Annotated in this window: 17 protein-coding genes; 16 read left to right on the top strand and 1 reads right to left on the bottom strand. The window is 37.3% G+C overall.

What is annotated here, in order from left to right:
- The first annotated feature begins 1 nt into the window (after position 1).
- From AC1MGI_RS16510 to AC1MGI_RS16450, 13 genes are all read left to right on the top strand, one after another.
- Positions 2 to 703 carry a CoA transferase subunit A gene (locus AC1MGI_RS16510; protein ID WP_480346313.1) on the top strand — a complete coding sequence of 234 codons (702 nt, stop codon included), beginning with the start codon at positions 2 to 4 and terminating at the stop codon, positions 701 to 703.
- Positions 682 to 1,350, top strand: coding sequence for a 3-oxoacid CoA-transferase subunit B (locus AC1MGI_RS16505; RefSeq protein ID WP_480346311.1), 669 nt, complete (start codon positions 682 to 684; stop codon positions 1,348 to 1,350). Before AC1MGI_RS16510 ends, AC1MGI_RS16505 begins: the two co-directional genes overlap by 22 nt.
- Before the next feature lie 5 nt (positions 1,351 to 1,355).
- Positions 1,356 to 2,624: a peptidase gene (locus tag AC1MGI_RS16500; RefSeq protein WP_480346309.1), complete on the top strand. Its 1,269-nt coding sequence runs from the start codon at positions 1,356 to 1,358 to the stop codon at positions 2,622 to 2,624.
- Positions 2,625 to 2,771: 147 nt separating this feature from the next.
- Complete coding sequence (ablB, locus tag AC1MGI_RS16495; RefSeq protein ID WP_480346307.1) at positions 2,772 to 3,620, top strand: putative beta-lysine N-acetyltransferase; 849 nt, start codon at positions 2,772 to 2,774, stop codon at positions 3,618 to 3,620.
- Between the two features lie 85 nt (positions 3,621 to 3,705).
- Positions 3,706 to 4,248, top strand: coding sequence for a helix-turn-helix domain-containing protein (locus AC1MGI_RS16490; protein WP_480346305.1), 543 nt, complete (start codon positions 3,706 to 3,708; stop codon positions 4,246 to 4,248).
- A 107-nt stretch (positions 4,249 to 4,355) separates the two neighbouring features.
- Positions 4,356 to 5,783: a lysine 2,3-aminomutase gene (gene kamA / locus AC1MGI_RS16485; RefSeq protein ID WP_480349830.1), complete on the top strand. Its 1,428-nt coding sequence runs from the start codon at positions 4,356 to 4,358 to the stop codon at positions 5,781 to 5,783.
- Positions 5,776 to 6,054 (top strand): YokU family protein, encoded by a 279-nt coding sequence (locus tag AC1MGI_RS16480; RefSeq protein ID WP_480346303.1) that lies wholly within the window; start codon positions 5,776 to 5,778, stop codon positions 6,052 to 6,054. Before kamA ends, AC1MGI_RS16480 begins: the two co-directional genes overlap by 8 nt.
- A 198-nt stretch (positions 6,055 to 6,252) precedes the next feature.
- Positions 6,253 to 6,474 (top strand): YozE family protein, encoded by a 222-nt coding sequence (locus tag AC1MGI_RS16475; protein ID WP_480346301.1) that lies wholly within the window; start codon positions 6,253 to 6,255, stop codon positions 6,472 to 6,474.
- Between the two features lie 322 nt (positions 6,475 to 6,796).
- The gene (locus AC1MGI_RS16470; protein ID WP_480346300.1) at positions 6,797 to 7,498 is read left to right on the top strand and encodes a hypothetical protein; all 702 of its coding nucleotides are present in this window, start codon (positions 6,797 to 6,799) and stop codon (positions 7,496 to 7,498) included.
- Between the two features lie 67 nt (positions 7,499 to 7,565).
- Positions 7,566 to 7,736 (top strand): YozD family protein, encoded by a 171-nt coding sequence (locus AC1MGI_RS16465; protein WP_082674991.1) that lies wholly within the window; start codon positions 7,566 to 7,568, stop codon positions 7,734 to 7,736.
- A gap of 397 nt (positions 7,737 to 8,133) precedes the next feature.
- Positions 8,134 to 8,838, top strand: a complete 705-nt coding sequence (gene deoD / locus AC1MGI_RS16460; RefSeq protein WP_480346297.1) for a purine-nucleoside phosphorylase — start codon at positions 8,134 to 8,136, stop codon at positions 8,836 to 8,838.
- Between the two features lie 219 nt (positions 8,839 to 9,057).
- Entirely contained in the window at positions 9,058 to 10,575 is a 1,518-nt protein-coding gene (locus AC1MGI_RS16455; RefSeq protein WP_480346295.1) for a lmo1851 family serine protease, read from the top strand.
- Between the two features lie 160 nt (positions 10,576 to 10,735).
- Complete coding sequence (locus tag AC1MGI_RS16450; RefSeq protein WP_480346293.1) at positions 10,736 to 11,656, top strand: CobW family GTP-binding protein; 921 nt, start codon at positions 10,736 to 10,738, stop codon at positions 11,654 to 11,656.
- Between the two features lie 163 nt (positions 11,657 to 11,819).
- Here AC1MGI_RS16450 and AC1MGI_RS16445 read toward each other — a convergent pair whose 3' ends face one another.
- Positions 11,820 to 12,065 carry a hypothetical protein gene (locus tag AC1MGI_RS16445; RefSeq protein WP_062178923.1) on the bottom strand — a complete coding sequence of 82 codons (246 nt, stop codon included), beginning with the start codon at positions 12,063 to 12,065 and terminating at the stop codon, positions 11,820 to 11,822.
- A gap of 141 nt (positions 12,066 to 12,206) precedes the next feature.
- On the opposite strand from AC1MGI_RS16445, the gene AC1MGI_RS16440 reads away from it, so the two are divergent.
- The 3 genes from AC1MGI_RS16440 to AC1MGI_RS16430 all read left to right on the top strand — a co-directional run bounded on the left by AC1MGI_RS16440 (position 12,207) and on the right by AC1MGI_RS16430 (position 14,360).
- The gene (locus AC1MGI_RS16440) at positions 12,207 to 12,491 is read left to right on the top strand and encodes a hypothetical protein (protein WP_480346292.1); all 285 of its coding nucleotides are present in this window, start codon (positions 12,207 to 12,209) and stop codon (positions 12,489 to 12,491) included.
- 84 nt (positions 12,492 to 12,575) lie between these two features.
- On the top strand, positions 12,576 to 13,040 hold the full coding sequence (locus AC1MGI_RS16435; RefSeq protein WP_480346289.1) for a FixH family protein: 465 nt from the start codon (positions 12,576 to 12,578) through the stop codon (positions 13,038 to 13,040).
- Between the two features lie 489 nt (positions 13,041 to 13,529).
- Positions 13,530 to 14,360 (top strand): CAP domain-containing protein, encoded by an 831-nt coding sequence (locus tag AC1MGI_RS16430; RefSeq protein ID WP_480346288.1) that lies wholly within the window; start codon positions 13,530 to 13,532, stop codon positions 14,358 to 14,360.
- Positions 14,361 to 14,440 lie beyond the last annotated feature (80 nt).

The following is a 14,440-nucleotide window of genomic DNA, read 5'->3' as shown; positions in this document are numbered from 1 at the left end:
TATGACTGAAAATACGTATAAAAAAGTAACGAACGGTGACAGTTTGGCCCCACTTTTTAAAGATGGAATGAGCATCTTATTCGGTGGTTTTGGAGGAGTAGGTACACCGCCGGGATTGGTCGACCTTATTATAGAAACAGGTATTAAGAATCTAACATTAATCGGCACAGACGCTGGATTTCCTACGATTGGAATCGGGAAAATCATTACAAAAAAACGAGCAAAAAGATTAATTGTTTCCCATATTGGATCCAATCCTACTGCAGGGATTTATATGAACGCTGGTGAGCTTGAAATTGAATTTAGTCCACAAGGAACATTGATTGAACGAATTCGAGCAGGCGGGATGGGCCTTGGTGGTATATTATCTGACATTGGTATTGAGGCGGAAATTGTAAACCAAAATAAAGAAAAAGTGACAGTTGCAGAAAAAGAATATTTAATTGAACCAGCTATAACGAGCGATGTTGCCATTGTTTATGCAAAAAAAGCTGATTATTATGGAAATTTGGTTTTTGATAAAAGTGCCAGAAACTCAAACCCTTATGTGGCTATGGCAGGAAAAACAACGATTGTAGAGGCATTAGAAATTGTCCCCATTGGTTCCTTGAACCCAGAAGAAATTATTACTCCAGGGGTATTTGTCGATTATATCGTGCAATCGAAAGGAGTGAATTGGCAATGGGCATGGGAACAGAAATAAGAAAGATACTAGCAAAGCGAGCAGCACAAGAAATTAAGGAAGGGATGCTAGTTAATCTGGGTATTGGGATTCCTTCTCTGGTACCTGATTTTTTGCCGGAAAATTTTCCAGTCATGTTTCATACTGAAAATGGAATTGTTGGAATGGGATCTTCCCCTAAACCTGGAAAAGAAGACGAAAATCTTTGTAACGCCGGGGGGTATCCTGTCACATTGCAGACAGGAGGTTCGTATTGCGATAGTGCCACGGCATTCGGGATCATACGGTCAGAACGTATCGATTTAACCATTTTAGGAGCTTTACAAGTTAGTGGAAAAGGTGATCTTGCGAATTGGATAGTGCCAGGGAAGCGAATTCCTGGGATGGGTGGGGCTATGGATTTAGCAGCCAAAGCAAAGAAGGTCATCGTTGTAATGAATCATTTTGACAAAAGTGGCGCTTCGAAGCTAGTCAAAGCATGTACATTGCCCTTAACAGCCCCTAACTGTGTACATATGATCATTACAGAGCTCGGTGTTTTTTCCGTTACTTCTGAAGGGCTTGAGTTAACGGACATGTTCGAACCTTATACATTTGACGATGTTGTAGCGAAAACAGATGCGGAAGTAAAGCAGGCCAAACATATTCACATTATAAAAGAAAGGTAGAGATTGTGATGGATAAAAAGCAAAGAGTGATAGATTGGATTCATGAGAACTATACTAAAGGCGTCAAATTATTGCAAAAGCTAATTCAAGAACCAAGTAAGCGGGGCAATGAGGGTGGTGCACAAGCGATTATCATTGAAAAATGCCGCGAACTCGGATTAGAATTGGATATTTGGGAGATTGGCGATGATGTATTAAAAAGTCACCCACAATTTCACTGTGACCGTAGTGATTTTACAGGAAATCCAAATCTTGTGGCGATAAAAAGAGGGGAAGGATTTGGCAAATCTATTCTTTTGAATGGACATATCGATGTTGTACCAGAAGGGAATCAAAATGATTGGGAAACGGATCCTTTTAGCGGGAAATGTATGAATGGTAAAGTGTATGGCAGAGGGTCTACTGATATGAAAGGTGGCAATGTTTCGTTGCTGTTGGCGATTGAGGCAATTATGGCAAGTGGAATCAAGCTAAAAGGAGATATGATTTTTCAAAGTGTAATTGAAGAGGAAAGCGGTGGGGCAGGAACACTTGCAGCGGTACTGCGAGGCTACCGTGCAGATGGGGCGATTATCCCTGAACCTACGAGTATGAAAATCTTTCCGCTCCAACAAGGTTCGATGTGGTTTCGACTTACTGTAAAAGGAAAATCAGCTCACGCTGGCACTCGATATGAGGGTGTGAGTGCTATTGAGCAATCCGTCATTGTGATGGAAGCCATCCGAGGCTTAGAGAATAAAAGAAACGCAGCACTCACTCATCCACTGTACGAAAATATCCCCATCCCGATTCCGATCAATCTTGGAAAAATCCATGGCGGTGAATGGCCATCTTCTGTTCCTGATACAGTCGTTTTGGAAGGACGTCTTGGAGTCGCACCTTTTGAAACAGTAGATGAAGCCAAAGACAGCTTAGTAGCATGTATTTTAGAACTAAACTCCTCATCTGACTGGTTTAGGAACAAACCGGTTGAACTTGAATTTTTCGGTGCACGTTGGTTGCCTGGTCATATCGACTTAGAGCATCCATTTCTTCGAACCGTGCAAGCTGCTTATAAAGAAAAAACGAACCAAGAAGCAAAGTTAGAAGCATCGCCATGGGCAACGGATGGTGGCTATTTATCTGGAGTTGGCGGAATCCCGACCATTGTGTTTGGACCAGGCAAAACGGAATTAGCCCATGATGCTAATGAATATATTGAAATAGAAAAAATGATTGAAGTGGCTCAAATTATTGCGTTAACAATTCTTGATTGGTGTGAAGTTACCGAATAATGAAAACAGCGAGAGTAGTTCATCGGGGTTAGACCAGGCATAAGAAATAAATTCAACCAAATATACAAGAGAGAGAAGGTGTGAGGTCTGACCCTTCCCATATTTTTGGGTACACTAAATACAAAATAAAGTAAAAGGGGAAGGCTAATGAATCATATACCTTTGGAAAAAGAGATAAATGGAAATAGTTTTTATGTGAAACTTGTAATCGATCCTTTTAATAAACGGGTTAGAATGGATGATTATTTAGGGAATATTACACATTGTTTAACAACAGCGGAAGAAGCCGTCTTAGAAATCGGTGCGGAGAAACTGATTGTGAAAGCGCGTGAGGAAAATTTCAAAGAGCTTATCTTAGCAGGTTTTGTCTTCGAAGCAAGTATTGATAAGTATTTTTTTGGCAGTGATTGTTGTTTTTTTGCAAAATATTATCAGAATGAGCGTCGAAACAGTAGAAATTGGCAAGAAGAAGACGAAATTTTAACTCGGGTATTATCCCTTAGCGCTATTGAACAAAGAAAACAGCTTCCTTTAGGTTATACAATAAGAAAAGCGAATAGTGCTGATGCAAAAGCATTGGCACGTTTATATAAACAGGTTTTTGAAATTTATCCGGTTCCGATGAATGACCCAGAATATGTGAAAAAATGTATCGAAAACGATACTGTGTTTTATGTTTGTCTCTTTAACGAGAGAATTGTAAGCGCCGCGTCAGCAGAAATGAACAGTCACTATCATAATGCTGAAATAACCGATTGTGCGACACTGCCGGAGCATCGACAATTTGGTTTAATGAAGCTTCTAATTAAGGAGCTAGAAAAATACCTAGCCGAACAACAAATCTTTTGTATGTATTCCATTGCAAGAGCTCTGTCATTTGGCATGAATGCGGCCTTTCATTCTCTTAATTACACGTATCGTGGAAGATTAGCGAATAACTGTTTTATTTTTGATAAACTAGAAGACATGAATATCTGGGTGAAAAATTTTTCATAAATGCTGAAAAATCAGCAGTAAACTGACAAGATTCCGGCACTCCTTCATATAGTTTAATAGACAAGGCTTAAAGGAGTGAATATAGGTGAATCAGGAATTTTACACGACTAGAGAAGTGTTAGAAGCGATTTTAACGAGTATTGATGAAGGTATTCATGTTATCGATACGAAAGGTTATACAATTTTTTATAATAAAGTAGCAGCGGAAAGGGATCGAATGAAGGTGGAAGAAGTGTTAGGGGTGCCACTCATACAATCCTTTCCGTCTCTCAATCACCATTCTTCAACTCTGCTTAAGGTTATTGAGCGAGGAGTACCAATTAAAGATAAGCAACAGTCTTATATGAATATATACGGAAAAATGATTGAAACCATCAATACGACCTTGCCGCTACATGTAAATGGAGAGCTGATTGGAGCCATCGAAATTGCCAAAGATTACTCCAACTTGAAAGCATTAAAGGGTACTAATGTACGAGACATTCAGCCGTTAAGAAAGGCTTTGAAGCAAGCAGAAGAAGAGCTGATATCTAATGCTTTAACAAAAACAAAAGGGAATGTTTTACAAGCAGCAAAATTGCTCCAAATACCCCGTCAAACGCTTCAGTATAAGCTTAGTAAAATATAATCATCGGATATGATGATAAATATTTTTTTATAAAATACATGATTTTTGTCTATATTGTCATGATTCTTGCATTAACTATTACTATCAAGATGCAAGGGGGAACCATGATGTTATTCGATTTATATAAACCTGATCGACACTGGAAAAATATTGAGCTGTGGAAAGATGTTACAGATGAGAAGTGGAATGATTGGATTTGGCAGCTTACGAATACAATTCGAACATTAGATGATTTAAAAAAAGTGATTAATCTTACACCGGATGAAGAAGAAGGTGTTCGAATATCGACAAAAACGATTCCACTTAATATTACGCCCTATTATGCCTCATTAATGAATCCTGATGATCCACGATGTCCAATACGAATGCAAAGTGTCCCGATTTCAAGTGAAATGCATAAAACGAAATACGATATGGAAGATCCACTTCATGAAGACGAAGATTCTCCAGTGCCAGGCTTAACCCATCGTTATCCGGACCGGGTCCTGTTTTTAGTGACGAATCAATGCTCTATGTATTGCAGGTATTGTACACGAAGAAGATTTTCCGGGCAGATTGGAATGGGGGTTCCAAAGAAACAACTGGATGCAGCGATTCAATATATTAGGGAAACGCCAGCTGTTCGTGATGTTCTTTTATCTGGTGGCGACGGACTTTTGATTAACGATACGATTCTGGAATATATATTGAAGAATTTGCGTGACATCCCACATGTGGAAATTATCAGGATTGGGACACGTGCGCCTGTTGTTTTTCCGCATCGGATCACCGAAAATTTATGTGCAATTTTAAAAAAATATCACCCAGTATGGCTCAATACACATTTTAATACATCCATTGAAATAACAGAAGAAGCAAAGAAAGCGTGCGAAATGCTTGCTGATGCTGGTGTTCCTGTAGGCAATCAGGCTGTTATTCTCGCAGGAATTAATGACAGCGTACCGATTATGAAAAAATTAATGCATGATCTCGTGAAAATCCGCGTCAGACCTTATTATATTTACCAATGTGATCTGTCTGAAGGAATCGGTCATTTTAGGGCACCGATTTCAAAAGGAATTGAGATCATAGAAGGATTGCGGGGACACACTTCAGGTTATGCCATTCCAACTTTTGTCGTCGACGCTCCTGGTGGCGGAGGAAAAATTACTCTTCAGCCTAATTACATTATTTCGCAATCACCAGAGAAAACAGTTCTTCGCAACTTTGAAGGTGTTATTTCAACGTATCCCGAACCAGAAAATTACACACCAGGGCGGGCAGATGATTACTTTGAGAGCATTTACCCGCACGCTGGAAATAAACGCTCAGATATTGGCATTGCTGGTTTGCTGAATGAAAGTAAGTTCAATTTGGTCCCTGAAGGACTTGAACGTTTATATCGTCGTGAAAAATATGAAAATAATCCTGAACATAGTACATTAAAAGATCAACGTGAAAAGCGTGACATCTTAAAAGAAAAAAAATATCAGGCACAACTAAAGAAAATGTCATCTGCAAAGAGTGATCAAGATAAGGGGGATCAAAATGGATAAATGCAGCTGGTGTGAAGCCACTGGGGTTGTACTTGGTGCTGGATCGGTCTATTGGGAGCTTCCAGATGGTACAAAAGCGATTGAAATCTTAAATACTCCCACCTATTCCTGTGAAAGCTGTGGGGCTGTGTATCAAAATGACGAAACGGTGAAACAAATTGAAGACCAATTATTCTTAATCTCTACGGCGAATTTAAATAAAACGGTTGATTTTCAAGAATTGATGAAGATGAAGCGACTGCTTAAGCGAAACTATTTTGATTTTTCGTAAATACAATTTATTCACCTCTATATTTATTCGATAATAAAATTGTAGCAGTAGGACGAATAAGCGAAAATGTAACCATTCTGTTGAAACAATGGTAGTAATGATAGAGAACATCCGGCTTCTATCTGGATGTTCTTTTTTGACGGCAAGACAAATCTCCATTATATTTATGTCAGATTTAATTTATTTTGGAGGGTTATAATGAAGTCTTTTTACACTTTTTTAATGAAATATCGCCAGCCGAAAGAAGTGGATGAAATGACGAAATTTGCGAATGAAGCATTTAATGATCATACATTTCCGAAGCAAGCTAATAATTATGATGAACTCAGCCGGTATTTAGAAATGAATGGGCATTATCTACGCAGTATGTCTATTTTTGATGAAGCTTGGGATGTGTATATGTTGAACGAGAAGAAATGATACATTCATAAATCAAATGAGGTATATATGGATGTTTGTTCAAAGCCAATTGCTAATCGGCTTATTAGTAATGGCTACACTAAAGGGTTGGATATTGTGAAATTACAGCTACTAATGAGTAATCAGATTTACTGAATAGTGTAAACAAGAATTGAGAGCTAGTCCTTTTTTTACGACTGAAAAAGGACTGGCTTTTTTGTATGCGGTTATAAAGGAAATAATACAATGGCATCAGAGAATTCAGATTAACGCAGTGAATATATTCTGCATATACTTTATATTAATCAAACATATAGGACCGATTTATAAGGGGATGTCTCTTATGGGGAAAAAGAAACAGCCGAAATTCCAGAAAGGCGATACAGTGGTTATTACAATGTATGGGACAGTAGGGAAAATCACAGATGTTAAATTTATGGATGAATCTTTTGTTTACGAAGTGAATTACAGTCAAGGTCTTTATTTAGAAAACACACTTCAAAGTGTCGAAGAATATGAAGGCGAGTTAGTGTCTGATTCAGAGCATATTGATATTGAATATAAATTTACCTTCGGTGACCTCGTTCAAGTTGATGGATATGAGCGTGATTATTTTAAAATACTTGGCTTTAGAACCGAGATATGGCGTTATAAAGAAGATGCCTGGGAAGATATTGTCTATGAACTTTCTAGAATTTCCGACGGAGAATGGCTCGAAGCCCATGAGGAGGAAATTACGTTAATTGCTGATGCAGAACGAGCTGAAAGTATTATGTCTAAATTAGGTCTTATTGAGGACCAGCAAAAAACATCCAAAGTTGCTGATTCCTTGAAAAAAAATGGGCTAAAAACAGAACCAATCTCGAACGTTCAAGATGGTGATAAAAAGGAGTTTATAGATGGTTTGCTCGATCTTTATAATGATTATCAATTGCTTTATAAATGGTTTGGGGATGAAGATTATTTCCATGTAATGAAAATAGCCCTATTAAAAATAAAAAAGACAGTGGAAGATACGGCAGGTGATGGAAAATTAAAGAATTGAAGGAATAAAATCAAGCAGTCATAATTCGTCTTGGAGGCTCATACATCTTTAATAAGGGGGCGATGACATGCGAGAAATTGAGGTATTCATTGATACAGAAGAAATTGCGGAATTCTTCTTTCAGGAGTTAATGAAACGGGGCTATATACCGACTGAAGAGGAGCTAGAAGATCTTGCAGACATCACATTCGATTATTTGCTTGATAAATGTATTATCGATGAAGATACTGAGGACTAACTTGGGTGGAATTTACACTTTCCCACATCGGTTTAACTCACTTTAGCGGATAACCCCTCACTTCTTTAAAAAGGTTAGGCTTACTGTGTGATCAACATAGTGACTATGTCAAAAAACATACATGGCGCACCAAAGCATTGTTTCTCCTCAGCAATGCTTTTTTTTGCTTAGCCTAACGGTATAAACTGAAAAATAGAGTTCCCCTTGTTTTTACACGAAGTTTTTAAAATCTTCCAAAGGAACTGATATAGATGAGATAACAACGGTATTGAATAGCATGCATTTTTAACAAAAATCAATTATAATGAAGATTCCGTGCACATTTCCATTTTAGGCAGGTGCTATGGTATAGTTATTTGCGGTATTTATTATTCAAGCTTTAGAGGAGGACACAAAAGTGAGTGTACATATTGGAGCAAAAGAAAATGAAATTGCTGAAACGGTCTTGTTACCTGGAGATCCACTACGGGCAAAATATATAGCAGAAACATTTTTAGAAAACGCTACACTTTACAATGAAGTCAGAAACATGTTTGGCTACACGGGCACATATAAAGGAAAAAGAATTTCTGTTCAGGGTACAGGAATGGGTGTACCTTCGATATCTATTTATGTTAATGAATTGATTAATAGCTATAATGTTCAAAACCTCATTCGTGTTGGTACAGCTGGAGCCATTCAAAAAGACGTAAAGGTACGTGACGTTATTCTTGCAATGAGTGCTTCAACAGACTCACAAATAAACCGTTTAACATTCGGCGGTATTGACTACGCACCAACAGCAGATTTCGATTTATTAAGAAAAGCATATGAAGCAGGTCTTTCAAAAGGTTTGCAATTAAAAGCTGGTAATGTCTTTACAGCAGATCATTTTTACAATGAAAACAGTGATTTAGAAAAATTGGCGAGATACCAAATCCTTGCCATAGAAATGGAGTCTGCAGCACTTTACACGCTTGCTGCCAAGTTTGGTCGGAAAGCTCTGTCTATCCTGACAATTAGCGATCATATTCTTACAGGGGAAGAAACAACTTCAGAAGAACGTCAAACTACATTTAATGATATGGTTGAAGTTGCTTTAGAGGCAGCGATTCAAGAATAAAATGAAACGTTCAATTATGGGATAGTTTGCTGATTGAAGAAATTTGGCTAACTATCCCATAACACTTTCATGATCCTTTTTTTACTTAACCTAAACATTTATATTTTTAGTAAAGACATAAATCTGGTAAAATAATTTTACATACAAACTAATGTTACATTTATTTGCATAAACGGGCAGTAAGATTCCGTAGTTTCCCTAAATGAATATGAGTGAAAATTGAAGGTACAAATTGAAAGTGGTGAACACGCATTGGAAGAAGAAAATAAACAAACAGATTCTCCAGAAAAGACCCGATATGTTAAAATGAGAAGATTTCCGTTTATTATGGGGATATTTTTACTTGTTTTTTTAACGGCAGGAATTACTACGATTGCGCTGACTTTTGGAACAGATAAAGTCGAATCATCTTTACCTTCTCAAATGTCTTCCGGTGAACATCCTGAATTCGCCAAACTTTATTCTACTTATGACACATTAAAGAATCAATTTTATCAAGATGTAAATGAAACGGACCTTGTGAACGGTGCCATTGATGGTATGATTAAAGCACTTGATGATCCATATTCTACCTATATGAATCAAGAAGAAGCAAAGAGCTTTCAAGAAAGTATTTCCGCTTCTTTTGAAGGAATCGGTGCAGAAATTCAACAGGAAAATTCATTTATTAAGGTCGTTTCTCCGATTAAGGGTTCTCCAGCAGAGAAAGCTGGAATTAAGCCTAATGACTTAATTCTAAGCGTGAACGGTGACAGTTTGGAAGGCGTAAACTCAACTGAAGCTGTCATGAAGATAAGGGGAAAAAAAGGAACTAAAGTTGACTTAGAAATTTCTCGAGAAGGCTCTGAAAAGCCAATTGATATTACAATCACACGTGATACCATTCCAATTGAAACAGTTTATGCCGAAATGCTGGACAATCATATTGCTAAAATTCAAGTAACTAGCTTTTCAATTGATACTTCTAATGAATTAAAGCAGGCTATTGCAGAAATGGATAAGCAGGGGATGAAGGGGATGATTCTGGATTTACGTGGTAATCCAGGTGGACTTCTTGATCAAGCCGAAGAAATTGCTAGCATCTTTGTACCAAATGGCAAACCTATTTTACAAGTGGAAAATCGGACAGGCGAGAAACAGGTGGCTAACGCAAAAAATAATGGTGTGTTTGAAAAACCTGTAGTCGTGTTGATCGATGGCGGTAGTGCAAGTGCTTCGGAAATCGTAGCTGCTGCAGTCAAAGAATCAGCCGGTATTCAGCTTATCGGAGAAAAATCATTTGGTAAAGGAACCGTACAAACAGCAACTGATTTTAAAGATGGCTCTAACTTTAAATTTACAGCGGCAAAATGGCTGACTCCTAATGGAAGCTGGATACATTCTAAAGGAATCGAACCGGATGTTTTAGTTAAACTTCCAGATTATGCAAGTCTTACTTATATTTCACCTGAAAAAGCACTGAAAGTATCTGAATCAGGTGTGGAAGTGAAAACGGCAGAGAAAATGTTAGAAGTCGCAGGGTATAAACCTGGCAAGATTGATGGTTTCTTCGACAATGAAACTCAAAAAGCGGTATCACAATTCCAAAAAGACCAAAGTATCAAGGTAACGGGAATTCTTACTGGTGAATCTACGACAAAGCTTATGCAAGTTCTGCGAGAAAAGATCCTTGCAAATGATACACAGTTAAAAAAAGCATCGGAAGTACTTGAAAGTCAGTTAAATACTAGCAAATAATCAAACCAGCAAAGTTTCTCTAAAAGGACACTTTGCTGGTTTTTTTGTTGAATTTTCATGCGACGAGCTTTGTAACGCAGCAAGATACATGTTAAGTCACGTTAACTTGTGGTACACTGCTAGTGAAAGTAAATTGATTTGAAACAGGAGTTTATTTAGAATGGAAAAAATGACAGAGGTATACATATTAAGTGGTTTTCTAGGCAGTGGGAAGACGACATTATTGCAGGAAATTATTCAACAGGAAAATGAAGCAGGGCGTAAAGCAGCAATTTTATTGAATGAACTTGGCAGTGTTTCCGTTGATACGGCAAGGCTAGGGGATGAGGTTCCTTTCAAAGAGCTACTAGGTGGCTGTATTTGCTGCACCATTCAAGATAAGGTGGAAGTGCAGCTACATAGTTTGCTATCTGAGCATGAACTTGATGCGATTTATATAGAAACAACTGGAGCTGCTCATCCGGTTGAGGTATTGGATAGCATCATGAGTCCATTATTTGCTAAAAAGCTAAATTATCACGGGATTATTACTGTAGTGGATTTACTTCGTTTCAGAAATCGGAACGAGCTGTCACCTCAGCTGCGTCAGCTTTTAATTGAGCAGGTGCAGCATGCAGACTTTATCCTCTTAAACAAACAGGATTTGGTGAGTGAGTTAGAGGCAGGACAGCTTGTATACTCAATTCAGGCAATAAATCCTGAGGCAATAAGCTTACTTACTACACAAGCTAAAGTCTCCCTTTCTTCTTTACAAAATATGAAAATGAAGCAAAAAAAAGCGCATAGCCAATTGGATGTCTATAGTCATTTACATTTGCAGGCTATCGTCCATTCCTTCAAAAAGTCTATAGATCAAACCTCCTTCGAAGAGTGGCTTCGCGGTCTCCCGGATACGGTTTATCGAATGAAGGGCTATTTGTCCTTTACAAACGCTGAGCAGCCATACTTATTTCAGTATTCTTACGGTATGCCAATCTATATGAATGAATTTATTAAAATGCCGCTCAATCTTGTTATTATTGGTGAAAAACTTAATGAAGAAGAGATCCGGTATCAACTAACAGCATTGGAAGAAAAATAGTTTTCGATCAGTTTTTCTTGAAATCTATTGGGGCAGATAGAAGTTAAGGTATAAGCCATCTTGGACAAAAAAGAGTAGACATAGCAAGAAGCTGGCTATGAAGAGTAAAAAGTCAGCTTCTTTGTTTGTAATTAGTTTTGAACTAGTACAATTTGTACGAAAACTACATGCTTCGTTCTCCAAATGCTGCAAAGGTTTTTTCGTCTTCGATTAAACCGCATGCTGCACATTGTACTCTCACCTCTGGTCCACGGTAAGGAAGGTGAAATGGTTCTAAATTATCGCTGGAGAATTCTTGAACAACTTCACCAGATTGAGGATCTTTTTTTACAGAAGTTGCAACTTGTTGAATAAGGTTGAATCTTGATTTATTTGTTCGGCAATTTGGGCAGCGGTAAACTTGTGCCAATAGAATCACTCCTTTATACAGTTGGCTAAAACGATTTTAGTTTTGCTTTGATCGGACAATAACGTCATATAGGAAAGTAGATTGATCTATTATTAGGATTACCTTTATAAAGGGAATTATGTAAATCAAAGGGGGAGTAAAATGAATGAAGAAAACGCCAAAAATCTATTGCAAATCTATTCGAAATTATGGAAGAATCGAATAGTAGAGGAGCAAGGCGATAAAGCCGCCGAATTTCTTCGCGAAAAAGTAAAAGGAGAACTGCTTGATGAAAACAGTCATCCAAGAGTGAGGAAAAATAGGTATGAGAAATTTTATTTATGTCTTCAAAGAGTTCATCATTCCCAATTAAGCCGCGAAGAGAAGAGTATGATTATTTCAGTTTATATGGAAGAAATGGAGAAATTAGCACAGACACCATTGTGATTATCAGGAGTTTGTCACATTGTTTACTGATTTAACTCTCAATTCATGATATCTTGTTATAAATATAGTAATTAAAGGGGAAAAATGATGAGAAAAAAAGTAGGAAGCATGTTATTAATGATTTCAATGATCGTTCTTACTGCTTGTTCAAACAATCAGGAGCAAGATACTGAACTAAAAAATCTAAACGTAGAGCTGACAATTAATCCTGAGCATGCCCAAGTGAATGATGTCGTTACTTTTGAAGCAAAAGTTACACATGGTGATGAAGCAGTAAAAGATGCTGATGAAGTGAAATTCGAAATATGGCGTTCACAAAGCGAAAACCATGAAACGATTGAAGTAAAACATTCAAAAGATGGGGTATATCAACTGGAGCAATCTTTTTCTGAAGAAGGTACTTATTATATTTATGCTCATGTACAAGCAAGAGACTTACATAATATGCCCAAAGAGGAATTTGTGATAGGGACTGCTAGTGAACCGGAAGAAAAAAGTGCAAGTCAATCGATGAATGGGGATAGTCAATATAACGATCACCATAAATAATAGTAAAGAGATATTGTCTTAGAAAGGGTCAGACCTCAACACTATATATTTCGTTTATCGTGTCAAACACACGTTTTTTAACGATATATAGTAGAAGTGGTCTGACTCTTTAATTTTTAGTAAAATTCATAATATTCAAATTTTTACATATGACAAATAATTATTTTTGTAATATAAAAGTAAAGAATGTTACATGAAAAGACTATAAAAAAGTTGTCAATCCTAAATTACTAGTTTTATTTGGTAGTTAAGCGTGTACCTACCATTGACAGCGATAAAAAGAAAGAAATTGAATCTAGTTAGAAATACGTTAGAAAACTATTAATCTATAGGTTTTCTTTGAAAAAGTGATAGAATATTACTACTCTGACTAGCTGTTCATTTCTTAATTTCCCCCAAAGGTAATTCATGGTACGAATGTTACAAAAAAAGCCGTGTTATGATTTTGGCAGAAAGAAAACACCATTGAATTTCAGGGAGGAATTAATAATGAACAAAAAATCACTATTTACAGCAGCGGCTGCAGCGGCCCTAATTTTCACAGGAGTTGGAGCGAAAGAAGCTGATGCTTCTACAATAAAAAATGCAAACATTCAAACAGTAGCATTTAAGGTTAATAGCCAAGAAGACTTACAAACAGTACTAGATCAATATCTTGCAAAATATAATATCCCAGTAAACTATAAAGTTAGCATTCAAAAGCAGTATGGTGCAATAACTAAACAATATACGGCAAAACCAACCGCTCCAGTTCAGCAACCGACACAAGCACCTGCGAAACAGCCTGTACAAACACCAGTTGCACAGCCAACTGAAAAACCAGTAAAAGAACCAAGCAAGCAACCAGTTCAGGAACCAGTTAAAACACCGACTGCTCCAACACAAACTCAAACACCACCTGCCTCAAAACCGACTAATTCTGGAACTCCAACAAGTTCTTCAGTCAGTCAATTTGAAAAAGAAGTGGTTGAGCTGACAAATGCTGAGCGTGCAAAATCCGGTTTAACAGCTCTTACAATTGATACAGAGTTAAGCAAAGTTGCACGTGCAAAATCTCAAGATATGAAAGATCGTAACTACTTTGATCACACTAGCCCAACATATGGTTCACCATTTGATATGATGAAACAATTTGGTATCAACTATTCTTCTGCTGGTGAAAATATTGCACAAGGTCAAACCACTCCTCAACAAGTTGTACAAGCTTGGATGAACAGTGAAGGACACCGCGCTAATATTTTAAAAGCAAGCTACACTCATATCGGAGTTGGCTATGTACAATCAGGAAACTATTGGACACAAATGTTCATCGGAAAATAATCTAGATTAATTTGTTAAGAATAGGCTTCCACCCAGCATATAACGGGGTGGAGGTCTTTTTTTGTATTGAAAAGGAAATT

The organism is Peribacillus sp. BM1, assembly GCF_056679975.1.
Note: the sequence above shows the minus strand (reverse complement) of the source record. Positions and strands in the feature narration are given on the sequence as shown.

Bases quoted from the DNA above. Each gene is read 5' to 3' on its own strand.
- AC1MGI_RS16510 (WP_480346313.1), top strand. From the start codon at position 2: ATGACTGAAAATACGTATAAAAAAGTAACGAACGGTGACAGTTTGGCC.
- AC1MGI_RS16505 (WP_480346311.1), top strand. From the start codon at position 682: ATGGGCATGGGAACAGAAATAAGAAAGATACTAGCAAAGCGAGCAGCA.
- ablB (WP_480346307.1), top strand. From the start codon at position 2,772: ATGAATCATATACCTTTGGAAAAAGAGATAAATGGAAATAGTTTTTAT.
- kamA (WP_480349830.1), top strand. From the start codon at position 4,356: ATGTTATTCGATTTATATAAACCTGATCGACACTGGAAAAATATTGAG.
- AC1MGI_RS16480 (WP_480346303.1), top strand. From the start codon at position 5,776: ATGGATAAATGCAGCTGGTGTGAAGCCACTGGGGTTGTACTTGGTGCT.
- AC1MGI_RS16475 (WP_480346301.1), top strand. From the start codon at position 6,253: ATGAAGTCTTTTTACACTTTTTTAATGAAATATCGCCAGCCGAAAGAA.
- AC1MGI_RS16470 (WP_480346300.1), top strand. From the start codon at position 6,797: ATGGGGAAAAAGAAACAGCCGAAATTCCAGAAAGGCGATACAGTGGTT.
- AC1MGI_RS16465 (WP_082674991.1), top strand. From the start codon at position 7,566: ATGCGAGAAATTGAGGTATTCATTGATACAGAAGAAATTGCGGAATTC.
- AC1MGI_RS16450 (WP_480346293.1), top strand. From the start codon at position 10,736: ATGGAAAAAATGACAGAGGTATACATATTAAGTGGTTTTCTAGGCAGT.
- AC1MGI_RS16440 (WP_480346292.1), top strand. From the start codon at position 12,207: ATGAATGAAGAAAACGCCAAAAATCTATTGCAAATCTATTCGAAATTA.
- AC1MGI_RS16435 (WP_480346289.1), top strand. From the start codon at position 12,576: ATGATGAGAAAAAAAGTAGGAAGCATGTTATTAATGATTTCAATGATC.
- AC1MGI_RS16430 (WP_480346288.1), top strand. From the start codon at position 13,530: ATGAACAAAAAATCACTATTTACAGCAGCGGCTGCAGCGGCCCTAATT.